Origin of the sequence: Microbacterium sp. NPDC064978 (assembly GCF_044543605.1) — a bacterium.
Taxonomy (GTDB): Bacteria; Actinomycetota; Actinomycetes; order Actinomycetales; family Microbacteriaceae; genus Microbacterium; species Microbacterium meiriae.
In genome coordinates, this window is sequence record NZ_JBITWF010000002.1 from 567,889 (window position 1) to 586,273 (window position 18,385).

14 protein-coding genes are annotated in these 18,385 nt (G+C 68.5%); 8 read left to right on the forward strand and 6 right to left on the reverse strand.

From position 1 onward, the window contains the following. From ACIGJI_RS09585 to ACIGJI_RS09595, 3 genes are all read right to left on the reverse strand, one after another. Positions 1 to 1,287, reverse strand: coding sequence for an adenylosuccinate synthase (locus tag ACIGJI_RS09585; protein WP_363445255.1), 1,287 nt, complete (start codon positions 1,285 to 1,287; stop codon positions 1 to 3). A 221-nt stretch (positions 1,288 to 1,508) separates the two neighbouring features. Next, positions 1,509 to 2,507 (reverse strand): hypothetical protein, encoded by a 999-nt coding sequence (locus tag ACIGJI_RS09590; protein WP_363445257.1) that lies wholly within the window; start codon positions 2,505 to 2,507, stop codon positions 1,509 to 1,511. A gap of 246 nt (positions 2,508 to 2,753) precedes the next feature. Beyond that, a complete protein-coding gene (locus ACIGJI_RS09595) occupies positions 2,754 to 3,578 on the reverse strand; it encodes a hypothetical protein (protein ID WP_366244267.1) in 825 nt (274 codons plus the stop codon). 534 nt (positions 3,579 to 4,112) lie between these two features. On the opposite strand from ACIGJI_RS09595, the gene ACIGJI_RS09600 reads away from it, so the two are divergent. Further along, entirely contained in the window at positions 4,113 to 4,796 is a 684-nt protein-coding gene (locus ACIGJI_RS09600) for a Pr6Pr family membrane protein (RefSeq protein ID WP_363445260.1), read from the forward strand. Between the two features lie 79 nt (positions 4,797 to 4,875). On the opposite strand, the gene ACIGJI_RS09605 is transcribed toward ACIGJI_RS09600, so the two are convergent. Beyond that, complete coding sequence (locus tag ACIGJI_RS09605) at positions 4,876 to 6,237, reverse strand: NAD(P)/FAD-dependent oxidoreductase (RefSeq protein WP_363445262.1); 1,362 nt, start codon at positions 6,235 to 6,237, stop codon at positions 4,876 to 4,878. 214 nt (positions 6,238 to 6,451) lie between these two features. Between ACIGJI_RS09605 and ACIGJI_RS09610 the strand changes: the two genes are divergently transcribed. Then, positions 6,452 to 7,426, forward strand: coding sequence for a DMT family transporter (locus tag ACIGJI_RS09610; RefSeq protein ID WP_280565873.1), 975 nt, complete (start codon positions 6,452 to 6,454; stop codon positions 7,424 to 7,426). Here the strand turns inward: ACIGJI_RS09610 and ACIGJI_RS09615 are convergent. After that, the gene (locus ACIGJI_RS09615; RefSeq protein ID WP_363445264.1) at positions 7,353 to 8,618 is read right to left on the reverse strand and encodes an MFS transporter; all 1,266 of its coding nucleotides are present in this window, start codon (positions 8,616 to 8,618) and stop codon (positions 7,353 to 7,355) included. The genes ACIGJI_RS09610 and ACIGJI_RS09615 overlap by 74 nt on opposite strands. Beyond that, the gene (locus tag ACIGJI_RS09620) at positions 8,615 to 9,733 is read right to left on the reverse strand and encodes a ThiF family adenylyltransferase (protein ID WP_366244270.1); all 1,119 of its coding nucleotides are present in this window, start codon (positions 9,731 to 9,733) and stop codon (positions 8,615 to 8,617) included. Before ACIGJI_RS09620 ends, ACIGJI_RS09615 begins: the two co-directional genes overlap by 4 nt. Before the next feature lie 391 nt (positions 9,734 to 10,124). Here ACIGJI_RS09620 and ACIGJI_RS09625 point away from each other — a divergent pair, with 391 nt between their 5' ends. From ACIGJI_RS09625 to ACIGJI_RS09650, 6 genes are all read left to right on the forward strand, one after another. Then, complete coding sequence (locus tag ACIGJI_RS09625) at positions 10,125 to 11,132, forward strand: AAA family ATPase (RefSeq protein WP_370428279.1); 1,008 nt, start codon at positions 10,125 to 10,127, stop codon at positions 11,130 to 11,132. A 31-nt stretch (positions 11,133 to 11,163) separates the two neighbouring features. Continuing rightward, positions 11,164 to 12,051: a DUF58 domain-containing protein gene (locus tag ACIGJI_RS09630; protein ID WP_363445266.1), complete on the forward strand. Its 888-nt coding sequence runs from the start codon at positions 11,164 to 11,166 to the stop codon at positions 12,049 to 12,051. Continuing rightward, positions 12,038 to 12,526 (forward strand): hypothetical protein, encoded by a 489-nt coding sequence (locus ACIGJI_RS09635; protein ID WP_259954116.1) that lies wholly within the window; start codon positions 12,038 to 12,040, stop codon positions 12,524 to 12,526. The genes ACIGJI_RS09630 and ACIGJI_RS09635 overlap by 14 nt, the downstream gene beginning before the upstream one ends. Beyond that, complete coding sequence (locus ACIGJI_RS09640; RefSeq protein WP_280565864.1) at positions 12,517 to 13,503, forward strand: VWA domain-containing protein; 987 nt, start codon at positions 12,517 to 12,519, stop codon at positions 13,501 to 13,503. Before ACIGJI_RS09635 ends, ACIGJI_RS09640 begins: the two co-directional genes overlap by 10 nt. Then, positions 13,500 to 14,552, forward strand: a complete 1,053-nt coding sequence (locus ACIGJI_RS09645; protein WP_363445268.1) for a VWA domain-containing protein — start codon at positions 13,500 to 13,502, stop codon at positions 14,550 to 14,552. The genes ACIGJI_RS09640 and ACIGJI_RS09645 overlap by 4 nt, the downstream gene beginning before the upstream one ends. A gap of 216 nt (positions 14,553 to 14,768) precedes the next feature. Then, positions 14,769 to 18,272 carry a PKD domain-containing protein gene (locus tag ACIGJI_RS09650; protein ID WP_363445270.1) on the forward strand — a complete coding sequence of 1,168 codons (3,504 nt, stop codon included), beginning with the start codon at positions 14,769 to 14,771 and terminating at the stop codon, positions 18,270 to 18,272. Positions 18,273 to 18,385: the final 113 nt, after the last annotated feature.

The window sequence follows — 18,385 nt, forward strand, 5'->3', positions numbered from 1 at the left end:
TCAGTCGAGCAGGTCGTGGCGCACGATCACCTGATCGCGCTCCGGGCCGACGCCGATCACCGAGATACGGGTGTTGCTCATCTCCTCCAGCGCGAGCACGTAGTCCTTCGCCGTCTGCGGAAGATCCTCGAAGGTGCGGGCGGTCGAGATGTCCTCGCTCCACCCGGGGAAGTACTCCAGGATCGGCTTCGCGTGGTGGAAGTCGGTCTGGTTCACCGGCACCTCGTCGAAGCGCTCCCCGTCGACGTCGTAGGCCACGCACACCGGGATCTTCTCGAGCCCGGTGAGGATGTCGAGCTTGGTCAGCACGAGGTCGGTGATGCCGTTGATGCGCGTGGCGTAGCGGGTGATGGGGGCGTCGTACCAGCCGACGCGGCGCGGGCGCCCGGTCGTGGTGCCGAACTCGAAGCCCTGCTTGCGCAGCCAGTCGCCCTGCTCGTCGAACAGCTCGGTCGGGAACGGGCCGGAGCCGACGCGGGTCGTGTAGGCCTTGACGATGCCGACGATGCGGTCGAGTGCGCCGGGGCCGACGCCGGACCCGGTCGAGGCGCCGCCGGCCGTGGCCGAGGACGACGTGACGAACGGGTAGGTGCCGTGGTCGATGTCGAGCATCGTGGCCTGGCCACCCTCGAACACGACGACCTCGCCGCGGCTCAGTGCCTGGTCGATGAGGTAGCCGGTGTCGGCGACCATCGGACGCAGACGCTCGGCGTAGGAGAGCAGGTCGTCGACGATCTCGTCGCAAGTGACGGCGCGGCGGTTGAAGACCTTCACCAGGAGGTGGTTCTTCTGGTCGAGGGCACCCTCGACCTTCTGGCGCAGGATGTTCTCGTCGAAGAGGTCCTGAACGCGGATGCCGACGCGGTTGATCTTGTCGGCGTAGGCCGGGCCGATGCCGCGGCCCGTAGTGCCGATGTTGCGCTTGCCGAGGAAGCGCTCCGTGACCTTGTCGAGCGTGCGGTGGTACTGCGTGATGATGTGCGCGTTGGCGCTGACCTTGAGCCGCGAGACGTCGATGCCGCGGGCGGACAGGGCCTCCAGCTCGGAGAAGAGGACTTCGAGGTCGATGACCACGCCGTTGCCGATGACCGGGTTCACGCCGGGCGACAGGATGCCGGAGGGCAGCAGGTGGAGGGCGTACTTCTCGTCGCCGACGACGACGGTGTGCCCGGCGTTGTTGCCGCCGTTGAACTTCACCACCCAGTCGGTGCGCTCACCGAGCAGATCGGTGGCCTTGCCCTTTCCTTCGTCGCCCCACTGCACGCCGACGATCACGATTCCTGGCATGGGTAACCCCCTGGATGATGCCTCTCGCCGGGATTCCACCGGCGGATGAGCTGGCCCGATCGGGCTCTCCCATCCTATCGGCAGGCCTCCGACAGCCCTCGGAAGCGCGATACGGGACGGAATACACACTGGCCCGAGGCCCTGGAGGCGCGGTTTCGATCCCGTATCAGGCGGTGGCGCGCGTTCGTCGACGAAGGCTCACCGAGGACCAGCACTTCCGCTCACGAGGAAGGGACTCGTAGCGATTCCGGCACGACCTTCGCCTGTGCGATCCCACGGGGACCGCCTGGTGCGGTGTGGACCGAGCCCACGAGATCGGGTGGCGGCCATGTGGTGCTGAGCCCCCGGCGTATCGCGTCTGCCCTTGCCGGTGTGGTGGACCATCGGTGCATGAGCCCCTCCGGGAACTCCTGGATCTCGCCACCTCGGAGACGGGGCCGGACCAGCGTGGAGTACTCCGCGTCGTACCAGGTGGCCCACTGAGGGTCGACCGGCAGCCCTCCCCACGCTCCGTCGAAACCGCGCGGACGCGCCGTCGCGAACCGAGTGTCGTTGAGCTCGGCGAAGGCGAAGAAGCTGCCGACGCGACGTGCCACATCCACGAGGAACCCCGCGACTGCGCCTAACGCGTCCGACTCCACCAAGTGGTCGAGCTCGAAATCGATCGAGATCGTCTGATAGTCGCCACCGATCGGGGTCCATGGAGAGATGCTCGCCGAGATGAAGTCCTTGCTCGTCATGGCAAGGCTGTCGGCGCGACGTTCCGCCCGGTACAGGGCATCGAAGGCGGCGCCACCGTCGCGGGGAAGGCGTCCTTGAAAGGGTTCATGCGACCCGAAGCGAACAGGCACAGCGAGCGGGAAGCTCTCCCGGACCGCTTGGAGGTACCGTTCGGCAAGCGCAGTGGCGTCCGCGAGTTCGCCAAACCTTCGGAACCACCGGAGGTGAACGTAGAGCTTCTCCGCCGTCCGCTGTGAAGGGTCGGCTTCCTCGTCCTCAGGTGAGGAGATCACCTGAGGATCGACCACCTGCCCGCCGACCGCTGTGGCGAGATCCTCCGCATACTCCTTCGCCGCGCCAAGATGGTGATCGTTGGGCTCGGCACGGAACTCGTCGCCCACGGACTTCACGTCGTACGGCACGCGAACGTGATAGACGCACGTCGATCCGGGGAGGGTGCGGGCCACGACCACAGGAAGGTCGTCACGCTCCACGCGCATCGGTCCTTCCACAGAAAACGCCACTTCGCCCGAGGAATCCAGGGCCCTGACGTCTTTCACCCCCCAGCCGAGGGCGCGCTTCAGGCGCATTCCCGGTGGCGCGGCGATCTTCGCCAACTCACGAGGGCTCAATCTCACGCTCCCGAAAACGTCAAGATCGTATGACACCTGTCTTCTCCCCTCGCACTGGCCAGGAAGCTTGCCCTCCGAGCGGCCCCACCGACGCTATCGTGCGAATACTCGCGTTCACCGGACCTTGACGAAGTAGTCCGATGACAGGAGCGCGACGGGCATCTCGCTCGCGCGAGCCGTCGATTTGCGGTGATTGTCAGGATCCGCCTGAACAGGAACGAACTCGGAGGGGACCCAGGCCCCCGGCTCCGTCCATGAAGCGCTGACGCTCGTCGCGGGCATGTTCGAGCGATAGACCATGCCGCCGCTCAGCTCGCGATGCGCACCCGCGGTCAGATGCGGGCGGACGAGGTCGGCGTACTCCGTGGAGAACCAGCTCAGCCACGGAGGGCTCTGCGGCAGCCCCGGCCACTCACCCCATTGCGGCAGCGCCATCGTCGGTGAGAAGCGGGACTGCGTGACCTCGGCGTACGAGAAGAAGCTGCTCGAACGCTGTGCGAAATCGACGAAGAAGCTCTCGAAGGCGCTGACGAATCGAGGCTTGGAGAGCGCCGCCGCGTCGAAGAGTAGGTGTGCGGACTGGTGTTCAGCGACGAACTGATCGGACCACGAATCCAGGAATCCCGAGATGAGGGGCTTTCGCCCCCGGAGGACCAGTCTGCTTTGGTGACTATCTTCGCGGTAGATGCGGTCGGCCCCTTCCACCCCGTCCTCGGCGAGCTTTCCTCGTAGTGGCTCGCTGACCCCGAACACGGTGGGCAGTGCGGCCGGAAGATGCTCCTTCGCTGACTCGAGATACATCTGAGCAAGCGAAGGGCTTTCCTCGTCGAAGCACCGGAACCACTCGACGTGCAGGAACTTCTCGCGGCTGGGTCCGGTCCTCCGTGACACGTATCGAGGGTCGGACGTCTCCTCCACGACGACCTGTGGATCGTGCACGACCCCTCCCACCGCCCCGGCAAGCTCATCCGCGAAACGCAGCGCGTGTCCGATATGCGGCTGCGCAGAACCTTCGACGACGACTCTGTACCGGAAGCGCACGTTGTCGGGGAGACCGGTGGGAACACTGTCCATGTCCTCGCCGCCGACGTCGTGGGGCCCGTCGACGATGAAGCAGTACTCCCCTGAATCATGAGTGCAGACCTGGACGAGTCCATCGCCAGGGATCTCGCTCGCTGTGACTGGACCCGCCCCGGTCTGCACCACGGACGGTGCGAGCCGGAGCTTTCCATACACTTCGATGTCGTACGACATGACTACCTCCGGCGGGTCCGTGGCCTTCGTGACGCCATCTCGACCATCATTGCCGAAGCTTGTCCGCCGGGGAAGCGCGATACGGGACGGAATACGCTCCTCCCCGAGTCGCCGGAGGCACGGTTTCGATCCCACACCCGGGCGGAGGCACGGTCTCGATCCCGCACCGCGCCGGGAGGGCGCGGTTTCGATCCCGCTACAGTGGCGACGGAGGTGGCGATGACGCGGTGGTGGCCTTACATCCGACTCGCGGCGGCGGCGCTCGTGGTGGCGGCGATCGTCGCGCAGCTCGTGCGCACCCTGGAGATCGCCCTCACCGCAGACACCGCGTGGGGCGCGCATCTGCCCACCGTGTTCGCGAACTTCTTCAGCTTCTTCACGATCCTCTCCAACGTGCTTGCAGCGGTGGTGCTGGCCGTCGGCGGGGTCTGGGGGCTGACGCACCGCGACGCGAGAGTCGAACCGACGTGGCTGGCGACGCTGCTCGTGTGCGCGAGCACCTACATGATCGTCACGGGCGTCGTCTACAACACGCTGCTCCGCGGGATCGCGCTGCCGCAGGGGGCCACGGTCGCCTGGTCCAACGAGGTGCTGCACGTCGTCATCCCGCTCGTCCTGCTCGCCGACGTGCTGTTCGCGCCGCGTCGTCGTGCCCTCGGCTGGGGCACCGTGGGGATCGCCGCGATCTTCCCGATCGTGTGGGTCGTCTACACCCTGCTCCGCGCGAACCTCGTGACCGCACCCGCGACCGGGAACCCGTGGTGGTACCCGTACCCCTTCCTCGATCCCTCGTTGAACGGCGGCTACGGCGGCGTCGCGCTCTGGGTGCTCCTCATCGCCGCGATCATCCTCGCCACTGCCACGGTCGTCGTGGGGATCGGGCGGCGTCGGGCCAGGCGGTGACCCACCCCTTCCCGTGCGCCCCACCCCCTTGCGAACGTACGAAAAGGGGTGGGACGGCCGGAAGGGGGTGGGTCGGCGATCAGACGAGGAGCGCGTCGGCCTCGAGATAGCGCTCGAGGGAGTCGTCGAGCTCGTCCAGCCACGGGGTGTGGTGTGCGGCGGCGAGCGTCCCGGTCATGACCGAGGGGTACACGCGGTCGCGGTAGCCCATGATGTCGGCCTTCTTGTCGTGCTTCCAGGCGAGGAAGATCTCCACGACGCGATCGAGGTCGAATGCCGGGTAGTCGGTGCACTCCAGCAGGTCGCGGATGTAGTCGGCCTGGAAGCGGATCTCCGTCGCTGCCGAGTCGATCTCGGCGAACCGCTTCCGCCACGCGGCGATGGACGCGGCACGCTCGGCGTCGTCGGGGAGGGCGATCCGGCCGAGGATGACGTCGCGCACGAACCAGGCCTGCGCGTCGAACATGTTGAACGTGAACCACTGGTCCTGCGCGCCGAGATAGGCCAGGCGCGGGTTGCCCTGCCAGAGCACGCCCCGGTACAGCCCGTCGGGGTAGACGTTGTTCGGCGAGGACAGGGCGAGCTCCGCGGGCAGGAACGGGTACTTGTGCAGGTAGCCGGTGCAGAGGATGACCGCGTCGACCTCCTTCGAGGTGCCGTCGGCGAAGTGCACGGTGCGTCCCTCGAAGCGCTCGACGCACGGACGCTCCTCGAAGCCCTCCGGCCAGTCGTAGCCCATCGGCGCGGTCCGGTAGCTCGCGGTGACCGAACGGGCGCCCATCTTGAAGGCCTGGCTGCCGATGTCCTCCGCCGAGTAGCTCGACCCGATCACGAGCACGTCCCGCCCGGCGAGGGCCTCCGCGCCCCGGAAGTCGTGCGCGTGCGCGACGGATCCGGGGAAGGTCTCGATGCCGTCGAAATGCGGCACGTTCGGGAAGGAGAAGTGCCCGCTGGCCACGACCACGCGGTCGAACTCCTCCGTGGTCGTGCGCCCGGTCGGCAGGTGCTCGCTGGTGAGACGGAACACCTCACGCTCCTCGTCGAACTCCACCCAGCGCACCGCCGTCTGGAAACGGATGAGGTCGCGCACCTGCGTCTTCGCGAGACGCCCCGCGATGTAGTCCCACAGCACCGGACGCGGCGGGTACGACGAGATCGGCCGTCCGAAGTGCTCGTCGAAGGTGTAGTCGGCGAACTCCAGGGCCTCCTTCGGCCCGTTCGACCACAGGTTGCGGTACATGCTGGAGTGCACGGGCTCGCCGTACTCGTCCAGCCCGGTGCGCCAGGTGTAGTTCCACTGGCCGCCCCAGTCGGCCTGCTTCTCGAAGCAGACCAGTTCGGGGATCTCCGCCCCCGCACGGGCTGCGGACTCGAAGGCCCGCAGCTGCGCCATCCCCGAGGGGCCGGCGCCGATGATCGCTACTCGTTCACTGTTCGTCACGTATCGTCCTCAAACTCTTCCGTCATGTATCGGGCGCAGCCGTATCCGGGAGAGGAGGACAGTTCTTCCCCGGTGGGAGCGGAACGCTCGACCCGCCCGGACAGTGGCTGCTCTTCGACGTTAGCAGTGCCTCGCGGCGACGCTGGCGGGAATGCGACGACGGCTGTCGCTTCCCCGCATCGCCGATGTCGGCGGCCGGTGCCAGGATCGAACGGTGCGACAGGACATCAGGGCGTCAGAGCGGCTCGACCCACAGGGCTCGCCGGCGCGATCGCGCGGTGCCCTCGTGCTGCTCGCAGCCGGCGTGACCGTCGTACTCTGGGCGTCGGCTTTCATCGGGATCCGTGGCGCGGGGCCGCACTACGACCCCGGGGCCTTGGCGCTGCTGCGCATGGCCGTGGGCACCCTCGTGCTGACGATCATCGCGCTGCGGCACGGCATCCGGCTCCCGGAGCGCCGCCACTGGCTGCTGATCGCCGTGTGGGGAGTCGGATGGTTCTGCATCTACAACCTGGCCCTCAACAGCGCCGAACGCACCCTCGACGCCGGAACCGCCGCGATGGTCGTGAACCTGGCGCCGCTCATGGTCGTCGTCTTCAGCGGTCTCTTCCTCCGGGAGGGATTCCCCCGACCCCTCGTGATCGGCGCTCCCATCGCCTTCCTCGGGGTGGTCCTCATCGGCATGAACTCCACCAGCAGCACCGGCCCCGACCTCACGGGCCTTTTGCTGGCCCTTCTCGCCGCGGTCATGTACGCGGGGTGCACCCTGCTGCAGAAAAACCTGCTCACCTCAGGGGTCGACGCCACCACGCTGACCTGGCTCGGGGCGGCCGCCGGCACGATCGCCCTGCTTCCCTGGCTCGGCGCCCTGATCGCCGACGTACAGACGGCGCCCCTCGACGCAACGCTATGGGTGGTCTACCTCGGGATCTTCCCCACCGCGATCGCCTTCACCACCTGGGCGTACGTGCTGCAGCGCAGCACCGCGGGGAAGACCTCCGCGACGACGTACGTGGTCCCGGCCCTCGCGATCCTGCTGTCCTGGCTGATCCTCGGGGAGGTGCCCACCCCGCTCATGTTCGTGGGCGGCGCGCTGTGCCTGCTCGGCGTGCTCATCACGCGTCTGCGATGGCACCCGCGGACAGGGGAAGCGGTTCGACCTGGTCGAACTCGCTCCTCCGGGGAATAGCTCCGACCGCCCCGGAGAGCGCAGCGGCCACCGCCGTCCCCGCGAGGATGGCGAGAGGCACCCCGACCGCAAGGTAGTAACCGGCGTACTCCAGAAGCGCTCCGGCCAGCAGAGGCGCGGCACCGCCGGCGAGCGCTCCGAGCAAGGACGAAAGCGACAGCACGCGACCGCGGATCTGGTCGGGGATGATCAACGCGAGGTACGACCCCTGCACGGCGTTGAGAGGTATCAACGGCATCGAGGCGACGAAGCCGATGACCGCCACAGCGGGAACGCTCTGAGTAACGAGAAGAGCGGTGAACGCCAGAGTGATCATGCAGATCGATAGGCGCACGATCGCGCGCCCGCTGTATCGGCGGAGTATCCATCCCGCGACGGCTCCACCTGCGAGCACGCCTGCGCCCTGCATGGTCTGGATGGTTCCGATCTGCCACGCGGGGGTGCCTGTCTGTTGCTGGCTGAGCACGATGGTCATTCCACAGGCACCCAGGCAGAAGTTGACCAGCACGATCAGACCGATGAGGGTTCGCGGTTGACGCCACACCGCCAGCCAACGACGACCTGCGGCGAGCGATCGCACCTCCGCTTCGTCACCGAGGCCCTCGGGGCTGAGGTCCTTGCGTATCGCGAGGGCGGATCCGACTTCTCCGAGCCGAGCGACCGCCGAGACGATCAGCGGCAACGAAGGGTGCACACCGAAGAGCAGCCCCGATACCGGTGCCGCCGCAAGCCGGATGGCTGCGTCGCGAGACTGGTTGGCTGCGGATGCCTCGGCCAGGAATCGCTTCCCGACGATGCGCGGGAGCGCGACGTCCGTGACCGTGAAGAAGAGCCCCACGACGAGCCCCTCTCCTGCCGCGATCACGATGAGCGCAGCTGTCGTCAGCGTGCCCGTGACGTACATCGCCGACAGCCCTGCGTAGATTGCGAACGCGGACGCGCCCGACCAGATCATCAGCCTTCGGGCGTCGAACCTGTCGGCGAGAACGCCACCAGGAAGGGTCGACACCGCCCGCGCGACGGCCGAGACAGTGCCGATCAGCCCTGCGAGAAAGGCGTCGGATGTGACGTAGTAGCCGAGAAGAGTGAAGGCGAAGGCCCCGATGCTCAGGCCGACTTGGGTGAGCGTGTCACCGGCGAACCACGCCCGATAGTCGCGGACGCGCCAGAGACCCAGCCGAGGCGGATTCACAGCGGGTCGGCATCGAAGATGTAGTCGAACTGGGAGTCGCCCGATCCGCACGTCGGGCAGCCCGGGTGTCGATCCCAGTTCATGATGATGCGGAGCGCTCCTGAGATGTAGTTCACCTCGACCTGTCGGCCGAGACCCAAAGGGGCCGCGTATCCGGTGATCAGGCGCATCGCCTCGTCCACGCCGAAGGACGTGAGCCTCTGAATGTGCGGCGCAATCGCCGCGGTCGCCGCGTCTCTCGCCGGCGACATCAGTGCATGGAACTGCCGCAGGAAGCCATCCGTGTTGAGTTCGTCGAAGATGTGCAAGCAATCGAGGCAGCCGGACTCTCGCGGAACCACCGAGAAGAAGCGGCCGCTGGTGTGCTGAGTGAGCATGATGACGACGGGGATTCCGAGTCGCACCGCCGCGGCGTTCGCACGGCGTTGGGCAATGAACCGAGGCTCATCGATGGCGCAGATGATGACGTCGGCTCCCCGCGCGACCCGAACGATGTCGTCCACCGAGGCGACCTTCAGATCGAACACCTCGACATCGACGTCCGGAGCGAACGCTCGACAATACTCTGCGCTTACGTCGGTCTTCTTCCGCCCGATATCACTCGTCCGGAACAGAGTCTGCCGGTTGAGGTTGCTCTCATCTACGACGTCGTAGTCCAGGATGGTGAGCTTACGGAGGCCGCACGCCAGAGGCTGCGGGAGGCTTGCGCTTCCGCCCCCTCCGAGCCCGAGCAGAACGACATGAGACTCGCGGAGAACGTGCTGGGCACGATTCGCCGCTGCCTGCGTATTCTCGGCGGCGGCCGCAAAGAACGTCTGATTGGCCTCCAGCCGAACGGGCAGGCTGTCGTAAGAGCACGCGTCCTCGATGAGGCCGCTTGCGTCGAGATACTGGATCCCCTCGCGCACGTCGTCTTCAGACAGGTCGCCGAGGGCTTGGCACGCCTCTCGAAGGACGTCGCCGTACTCACGCCTGCCGTCGAGCAGCGGTAACAGGACGCGCAATTGGCCCTGCGGGTCGGTGAGCTCCTTCGTGATCCCCTGCTGCGCGCCGATGCGGACGACATCGTCAGCGAGCCAATAGATGGGTAGCGCTCTTTTGATCTGCGGTCGCATGAAGTTCCTTCCGGCCCCGTATCGCTCGACCGAGGAGGCCGAGCGATACGGGGTGGCGTGCGCGTTCTCAGAGAACACCCCAGCTGATGTCACGTTCCTTGGTTGCCCGAACTGTGAACGACATAGCTCCTCCTCTCGCATAGTCGGGTCGGTATCGAACGAGCCAAGTATCAGCGGGTAAAACGTTGCATGTCAATGGAGGCGTGGGAGCAGACTCATCCGGCCGCTTAGCGGCGACCTCCGCGCAGGTTGCGATTACGCTGGTCGGCGGAGGGGCGCGCCGTGCGGGCCCGCGTGTGACCGAGGGAGACGAAGACCGATGACCGACGCCGACGCGCCGACCCCGCCGACGATCTCCGCACCCCCGCCACCGCCCGCGTCCGCCGCGCCGATCGCCGCCGCGGCCCCCGCCGCCGCTCCGACCGACGCCGAGATGGCGCGCGCCGGTTCCGTGCTGCAGACGATCTCCGACGCGTACTCCGCGAAGATGGTGGGCCAGGAGCGCCTGCGCACCAGCCTGCTCGTGGCGCTCATCGCCGGCGGTCACATCCTCCTCGAGAGCGTGCCCGGCCTCGCCAAGACCACTGCCGCCAGCACGCTCGCGGACACCGTGAAGGCGAAGTTCAAGCGCATCCAGTGCACGCCCGACCTCCTGCCGAGCGACATCACGGGCAACCAGATCTACGACGCCGCGACGGGCAGCTTCCGGACGGTGCTCGGCCCCGTGCACGCGAACTTCGTGCTGCTCGACGAGATCAACCGCTCCAGCGCCAAGACCCAGAGCGCCATGCTCGAGGCGATGCAGGAGCACCAGACCACCATCGGCGGCGAGATCCACCCGCTGCCGAAGCCGTTCCTCGTGATCGCGACGCAGAACCCCATCGAGCAGGAGGGCACGTACGAGCTGCCCGAAGCGCAGATGGACCGGTTCCTCCTCAAGGAGATCGTGGAGTACCCGAGCCCGGCGGAGGAGTTCGAGATCCTCAGCCGCATCGACTCGGGCGTGCTCGACCCCGACCGGCACGTGCACAGCGCCGTCACGCTGGACGACGTGCACCTGCTGCAGGACGTCGCGAGCCGCATCTACGTCGACCCCGCGATCCGCAACTACATCGTGTCGATCGCGTACGTGACCCGGAATCCCGCGCCGTACATCGGGGACGAGCGCGCCCGCTTCATCAAGTACGGCGCGAGCCCGCGGGCCAGCATCGCCTTCCTCCAGGCCTCGCGTGCCCTCGCCCTCCTCAGCGGCCGGACCCACGTCCTTCCCGAGGACATCCGCGCCCTGCGACACCTCGTGCTGCGGCACCGCGTGCTGCTGACGTTCGAGGCCGACGCCGAGGGCATCCGCAGCGAGGAGATCATCGACCAGATCTTCGCCGCCGTGCCCACGCCCTGACCCGTCGACACGCTCAGGGACCCCGCGCCAGATGCCCAGCCTCATCACGCAGGTGAAGAGCAAGCTCTTCATCCACTCGAACCGCAAGTCGCTGCACGCGCTCGACGGCGCCTATGCGTCGCTGCTGCACGGGCGGAGCCTCGACTTCGAGGACCTGCGCAAGTACGAGTACGGCGACCAGGTGCGTGACATCGACTGGCGCGCGACCGCCCGCCTCGGCACGCCGTTGGTCAAGCGGTCACGGGCCACGCGCATGCACACCGTGATGTTCGTCGTCGACACGGGGCGCTCCATGACCGCTCTCGCCGCGGACGAGCGCTCGAAGAAGGACCTGGCGATCCTGGCGACCGGAGCGCTCGGCGTGCTGACGCTCCGGCACGGCGACGACTTCACCGTCGTCTACGGCGATTCCTCGCGCGTCCGTCGCCTGGCGCCGGGGCGCAGCGAAGGCGCCCTGGAACACGCGCTGCGGACGATCGACCGCGCGGTCGACGACGCGGCCGCCCCCAGCGATCGCGACGCCCTGCTCTCCTTCGTCACGCGGACGATCGCGCGGCGCATGATCGTCGTCGTCGTCACCGACGAGGCCCCGGTGACGACGGAGACCGAGCGGCTGCTGCGCCGACTGCGCGTGCAGCACGACGTGCTCTGGATCACCCTGCGCGACGCCGAACCGGTGCTCGATCACCGGTCCGCGCGGCTGCGCGCCGACGTCGACAGCCTCTGGCAGGTTCCCGATTTCATCCAGGGCGACCGCACGATCGTGAACGAGCTCAGCGCGCAGCGGGCGGCGGATGCCGCCCGGCTCGCCGACCTGCTCACACGGATGGAGATCAGCCAGGCCGCGCTCGACGGTCAGGACCACGCCGTTCCGCAGCTGCTGCACCTGTTGAACCGGAGGTCCGATGCCCGGTTCTGACGAGCTCTACCCCCCGGCGCAGTACGGGTGGGGATGGATGCTGCTCGCTCTCGGCGTCCTGGCGCTGCTGATCGTGGGCGCCTGGCTGCTGTTCCGGCTCACCCGCCCCCGCACCGCCGCCTCCGGAGGGGCCGCGGATGCCGGGCAGCCGTCCACGCTCGATGTGCTGTCCGCTCTGCGCTCGGAGTACCTCGACCGCATCGACCGCGTCGAGCACGACTACCGGGACCGCCGACTCTCCGCACGGCAGGCGAACCTGGAGCTGAGCCGCGTCGTACGCACGTTCGTCAACGAGTACAGCGGTCTGGAGGCACCGGTGCTCGCCCTCGACGACCTCGTGTCCCGCGGCGTCCACCCGGCGCTCATCGACGCGATGGGTCGTCACTACTATCCGAGCATCTTCCGGCAGGGGCCCGCGATCGACCCGGTCGCCGGAGCCGAAGCCGCCAGGACGGTGGTGCGCGCATGGCACTAGCGAACGTCTGGATGCTGGTCCTCGCCGCGGCTGTCGTCGTCGCCGCGGTGGTGATCGGTCTCGTGGTGGGGCTGCGCCGCCATCGGGACCGGCGCGCGGCGGACACGGCCCGCGTGGCCAGGGCGGAGCGGCTGCGGGCGCTCCCGTCCTTCCGTCAGGCGCTGTCCCGTCGCGCCGTCGCCCTGACCGGCCTGCTCGCTCTCGGCGCGGGAGCGGCACTGGCCGCCGGCGTCGTGGCCGCACGGCCGATGTCCGCCCAGACGGTGCAGCCCGTCGACACCAGCCGCGACATCATGCTGTGTCTGGACGTGTCGGGCTCGATGTCCGAGGTCGACGTCGAGGTGCTCTCCGTGTTCGACGAGCTGCTCGACGGCTTCGAAGGGGAGCGCATCGGCCTGACGATCTTCAACAGCTCGCCCGTGCAGATCTTCCCCCTCACCGACGACTACGACTTCATCCGCGAGCACCTCGCGAGCATGATGTCGAGCTTCGACTACGTGGACGAGATCCCGGAGCACTGGCTCGGCACCCTCAACGGCGACGGCGCCTCCCTCATCGGCGACGGGCTCGCGGCGTGCACCATGGGCTTCGACCACCCGGACGACGACCGGTCGCGGTCGGTGATCTTCGCGACGGACAACGAGATCAACGGCGCCTCGATCGTGACGCTCGACGAGGCCGCGGCGTATGCGGCCTCCCAGGACGTGCGGGTGTTCGCGATCAACCCGGTCGAGGGCAAGGACGCCGACGTCAGCGCCGAGCTCGCGGCCGCCGCCGAGGCCACGGGAGGCGCCGCGTACGGACTCCGTGACACGACCACGGTCGGTGACATCATCGACGAGGTGCAGAAGCAGGAGGCCACGGCGCTGCGCGGCGAGGCGCAGGTGGTCTGGACGGACACCCCGAACCTGTGGATCGCCGTTCTCTCGGTCCTCGCGCTCGGCTTCGTCGTCCTGGTGTGGAGGGTGCGCCTGTGATCTTCCAGCCCGTCCTCCCCGTGTTCCTCATCCTGCTGCTGTGCGCCGGCGTCGCCGCGGTGGGCGTCTGGATGCTCGTCCGCGCCCCGCGGGTCGGCGGCGAGGTCGTGACCGATCGACGCGCTCTCGCCGTGCACCGGTCGCTGTGGGCCCTGCGGCTCGTGATGGTCCTCGCCTGCGCCGTGATGCTGCTGCGGCCGGGGCTCCCCGGAGGATCCACGCAGACGCTGGCGACCGACACCGACATCGTGCTGGTCGTCGACACCACCGCGAGCATCGTCGCCGAGGACTGGGACGACGGCTCTCCCCGGCTCGATGGCGTCCGCGCGGACGTGCGGGCCCTCGTGGAGGAGTACCCCGGAGCCCGTTTCGCCCTGGTCACCTCGGATGCGGCGGCCGAGCTGCGGATTCCGCTGACCACCGACACCACCGCCCTCCTCGGATCGCTGGACGTGCTGCGCCCCGAGGTCACGAGCCAGTCGCGCGGCAGCTCCATCGGGGTGGCCGCACCGCTGCTGAGCGAGACCCTCGCCGCCGCGGCGGAGTCGTCGCCGGACCGTTCGCGCATGGTCTTCTACTTCGGCGACGGCGAGCAGACGACGGGTTCCGCGCCGGAGTCCTTCGCCGACAGCGCGCGCTACACCGACGCCGGAGCCGTCTTCGGGTACGGGACGGCCGAGGGCGGTCCGATGCGCGTGACGACGGGCGGCCTCGATCAGAACGGCTCCGAGTACATCCAGTACCAGGGTGCCGATGCACTCTCCGTCATCGACGAGGGGAACCTCGAGACGATCGCCGGACAGCTCGGCGTCGAGTACGAGCACCGGGAGGCGGGCGTCGCCCCGTCGCTCCCCGCCGCACCGTCGAGTACCACCGCCTATTCCGACGCCGGCGAGGTGGGGAACGTGATCGAGCTGTACTGGGTCGCCGCACTGGTCATCCTCGCCGCGCTCCCGGTGGAGCTCACCCGCGCGACGATCCTGGTCGCCCGGCTCCGCGGCCTCCGCGTCCCTCGCGCCGGACGGTCGGTTCCACCCCACACCCCCTGACGGCACCCGAGGCCCCGGGCTTCCCTGCAGATACGGCGTGTGTGCCGCGCCTTTCGATGGTATTGTGTTACCCGTCGCAAGCTCTTATGCCTTCGACGGGGGTTCGCCGAGGCGGACGACTGCGATACGAGCATCTCTGGGGGAAGCTCTCGCGGCCGGTCGTCCGGCGATGTCGTGCCGACGTGGGGTCGGCCATCAGAAGACTGGGGAACACACATGGGGAACAGTGCTGTCTGGAAGCGCGCGCGCACGGGCGTGGCCGGAGCGATCGCGGGGGTGATGGTCGCCGCGGGGCTGGTCGCCCTCGGTGGGGGTGCTGCCGTGGCCGCCGAAGCCCCGGGCGGCCTGACTCCGCTGTTGCAGCGGGATCAGAACGTGGTCACGTCCGATCCGATCCCGACCGTGCAGATCGACAACGGGTATGTCTGGGCGCAGACGACGATCGGTTCGATCGTGTACGCGGTCGGCAAGTTCGACAACGCGCGCGAGCCGAAGGCCGCTCCTGGGACGGCGCTGACGGCGCGCTCCAACGTGCTCGCCTACAACATCGACACGGGCGCGCTCCTGCCGTTCGCGCCGAAGGTCAACGGCGTGATCAAGGCCGTCGCCGCCTCGCCCGACGGCACCCGGATCTACATCGGCGGCTCGTTCAACAAGGTCAACGGCAAGGACCGCTGGAACATCGCCGCGATCGACGCCACGACCGGCGAGCTCGTCCCCGGATTCGTCCCGTCCATCGGCGGCTCGGGCGTGTACGCCCTCGCGACGTCGGGGACGACGGTCTACGCCGGCGGGCTGTTCACGCAGGCCAACGGCACGCCCCGGAAGAACCTGGCCGCCTTCGACACCACCAACGGTGCCCTCCGACCCTGGGCTCCGCAGACCGACCTCCAGGTCGATGCCATGGTCATGGACCCGGCCGGCGCGGACACGATCGTCGGCGGACGCTTCTCCCAGGTCAACGGCAACACCGAGATGCGCGGCAGCGCCTCCGTGGACAAGACCACCGGAGCGCTGAACACGGACTGGGAGCTGGCCAAGACCGTCAAGAACGGCGCCGGATCCGGCATCTACGCCGGCAAGGCCGGGACGTTCGGTCTCGCCACCGACGCGACGGGTGTCTACGGCACCGGATGGGGCTTCGCCGACGCCGCGACCGGCAGCCTCGAGGGCACCTTCGCCGCCGAGGCCGGCACCGGCAAGGTGCGCTGGATCGCGGATTGCATCGGCGACCACTACGGCGTCTACTCCACCGGCAAGGTCGTCTACACGACCAGCCACACCCACACCTGCCTGACCCTCGGCCTCCACCCGGAGCAGGCTCCGCGCGTCCACCGGTACTCCGAGGCGTACACCGCCGACGCCAGGGGGACGCTGGCCCCCCAGCCTGCGGCACCGGGCCGCAAGGACTGGGGCGGCACTCCGGCGCCGTCGCCGTACGCCTGGTCCCCGGACTGGGCGGTCGGCGTGACCACCGGTCTGGGGCAGGCGGGGCTGTCCATCACCGGCACGGGGAACATGATCTCCATCGGCGGCGAGTTCCGCTCGGTCAACAACGGACAGTTCGAGGGGCTCGTGCGCTTCTCGACCACTCCTCCCGGCGGGCCCAAGGACGGACCTCGGCTCTCCGGGGACAGGTGGGAGCCGACCGCGACCTCGCTCGTCCCCGGCCAGGTGAAGGTGTCGATCCCGGCCAACTGGGATCGTGACGACCTCACGCTCACCTACGAGCTGCGTCGCACCGGTTCGACCACTCCGCTGTTCACCACGAAGGTCGACTCCACCTGGTGGAACCTGCCCGCCGTCACCTTCGAGGACACGACGGCTCCGGCCGGTTCGCAGCAGACGTACACCTTCACCGCCACGGACGGCGACGGCAACACGGTCACGAGCAAGACGGCGACCGTCACGGTCGCCGCATCCGGCCAGCCGTACTCCGACGCCGTGCTCGCCGACGAACCGCAGCTCTACTACCCCCTGGGAACGATCGGCCAGGACGTCGCCGGGACGAACAGCCCGCTCTTCCGCGCGGGGGCGAAGCCGCTGTCGTCGGGCGTTCCGAAGGGTGTCGCGGGCGCGACGAGCCTCGACGGCACCGAGACAGGACGCGTGGACACGACCACCAAGATGCCGGCGCCCGGCGCGTACTCGGCCGAGATGTGGTTCCAGACGTCGACGACTTCCGGGGGCCTGCTCTTCGACTTCGAGAGCTCGGCCGCCGGTTTCTCGAGGAACTACGATCGCAACGTCTACATGTCGAACGACGGACGCCTGAACTTCGGGGTGTACAGCGACGGCACGAGGGTCATCACGACCACGTCGGCGTACAACGACAACCAGTGGCACCACGTCGTGGCCTCGGTGAGCCCTGAGGGGATGAAGCTCTTCGTCGACGGGCAGCTCAACGATCAGATCACCGGTGTGACCAAGGGTCAGGACTACGAGGGCTTCTGGAAGGTCGGCAGCGGCAAGCTGGCCAACTGGCCGAACGTCCCGAAGTCGGTGTCCCTCACCGGCAACATCGACGAGTTCGCCGTGTACCCGTACGGGCTGAGCGCCGCACAGGTCAAGACGCACTACGGGGTCGGCAGGGGTTCCACGGCACCTGTCGCAGCCTTCACGGCGACCACGACCGGGCTCGATGCGGCCTTCGATGCGAGCGCCTCGGTGCCGCCGGGGACCACCACGATCTCGGACTATCGCTGGGACTTCGGGGACGGTACGACCGGTACGGGGAGGACGCCGACGCACACGTACGCGAAGCCTGGCACCTACCCGGTCAAGCTCACGATCACCGACAGCCAGAATCTCGTGGGCTCGGTCACGAAATCGGTCGTCGTCCAGGGCGCCAACGCGGCTCCCACGGCCTCGTTCACCCTCTCCGCCTCGGGGTTGACGGTGTCGGCGGACGCATCGGCATCGACCGATGCCGACGGCAGCATCCGCAGCTACCGCTGGGACTGGGGTGACGGCACGACAGGCGAAGGCGCGACGGCGACGCACACGTACCCGACGGCCGGGACGCGGACGGTCACCCTCACGGTGACGGACGACGTCGGGGGCACGGCGACCACCACCCGGGAGGCCGTGGTGGCGGAGCCCGCGCCGCTCGCGAGCGACGAGTTCGACCGGACCGCCGGCCCGGGGTGGGGCGAAGCCCTCACGGGCGGCGCCTGGAAGATCACGGGAGGATCGGCCGCCGCAGCCGGCGTCGCCGACGGCTCCGGCGTGCTGAAGCTGGCCGCGGGCGATACCCGCCACGCGACGCTGAACGCGCCGTCGGTTCCGGATCCGGCATTGGAGACGACCTTCCGCATCGATCAGCCGTCGAGCACAGGAGGCTCCTACATCGGGGTCATCGCCCGCGACTCGTCCGCTGGTCGGTATCTCGTCCGCGCCTGGCTTCGCCCTGACGGCACGGTCTGGCTCGTGGCGCACCGCGACGGCACCGTCCTCGCGACCCGGGCACTGAACGGCGTCACGGTCACCCCTGGCACCACGTACACGCTGAAGGCGTCCGTGACCGGAACGGACAAGACGTCGCTCGTCGCGAAGCTCTGGGTCACAGACGCCGCGGAGCCCGCCGATTGGCAGCTGCGGGCGAGCGACCCCACCCCGCTGCCGGCGGGTGGTGTGGGCCTGAGTGGCAGCCGCTCCGCGAGCGCGACCGCGCCGCGCGGCGTGTCCTTCGACACGTTCCGCGTCAGGGCAGCGGAGTAATCGGACCGCACGCGACGGACGCCGACCTCGATCAGCCGGGGTCGGCGTCCGTCGCATCGCCGTATCCGTCGCGCCTGATCGTCGCGGATAGGATGTTCAGACGCCGACGACAG

Coding starts and splice junctions, on each gene's coding strand:
- ACIGJI_RS09585 (WP_363445255.1), bottom strand. CDS start 1,287: ATGCCAGGAATCGTGATCGTCGGCGTGCAGTGGGGCGACGAAGGAAAG.
- ACIGJI_RS09590 (WP_363445257.1), bottom strand. CDS start 2,507: ATGCGCGTGGAGCGTGACGACCTTCCTGTGGTCGTGGCCCGCACCCTC.
- ACIGJI_RS09600 (WP_363445260.1), top strand. CDS start 4,113: ATGACGCGGTGGTGGCCTTACATCCGACTCGCGGCGGCGGCGCTCGTG.
- ACIGJI_RS09620 (WP_366244270.1), bottom strand. CDS start 9,733: ATGCGACCGCAGATCAAAAGAGCGCTACCCATCTATTGGCTCGCTGAC.
- ACIGJI_RS09630 (WP_363445266.1), top strand. CDS start 11,164: ATGCCCAGCCTCATCACGCAGGTGAAGAGCAAGCTCTTCATCCACTCG.
- ACIGJI_RS09635 (WP_259954116.1), top strand. CDS start 12,038: ATGCCCGGTTCTGACGAGCTCTACCCCCCGGCGCAGTACGGGTGGGGA.
- ACIGJI_RS09640 (WP_280565864.1), top strand. CDS start 12,517: ATGGCACTAGCGAACGTCTGGATGCTGGTCCTCGCCGCGGCTGTCGTC.
- ACIGJI_RS09650 (WP_363445270.1), top strand. CDS start 14,769: ATGGGGAACAGTGCTGTCTGGAAGCGCGCGCGCACGGGCGTGGCCGGA.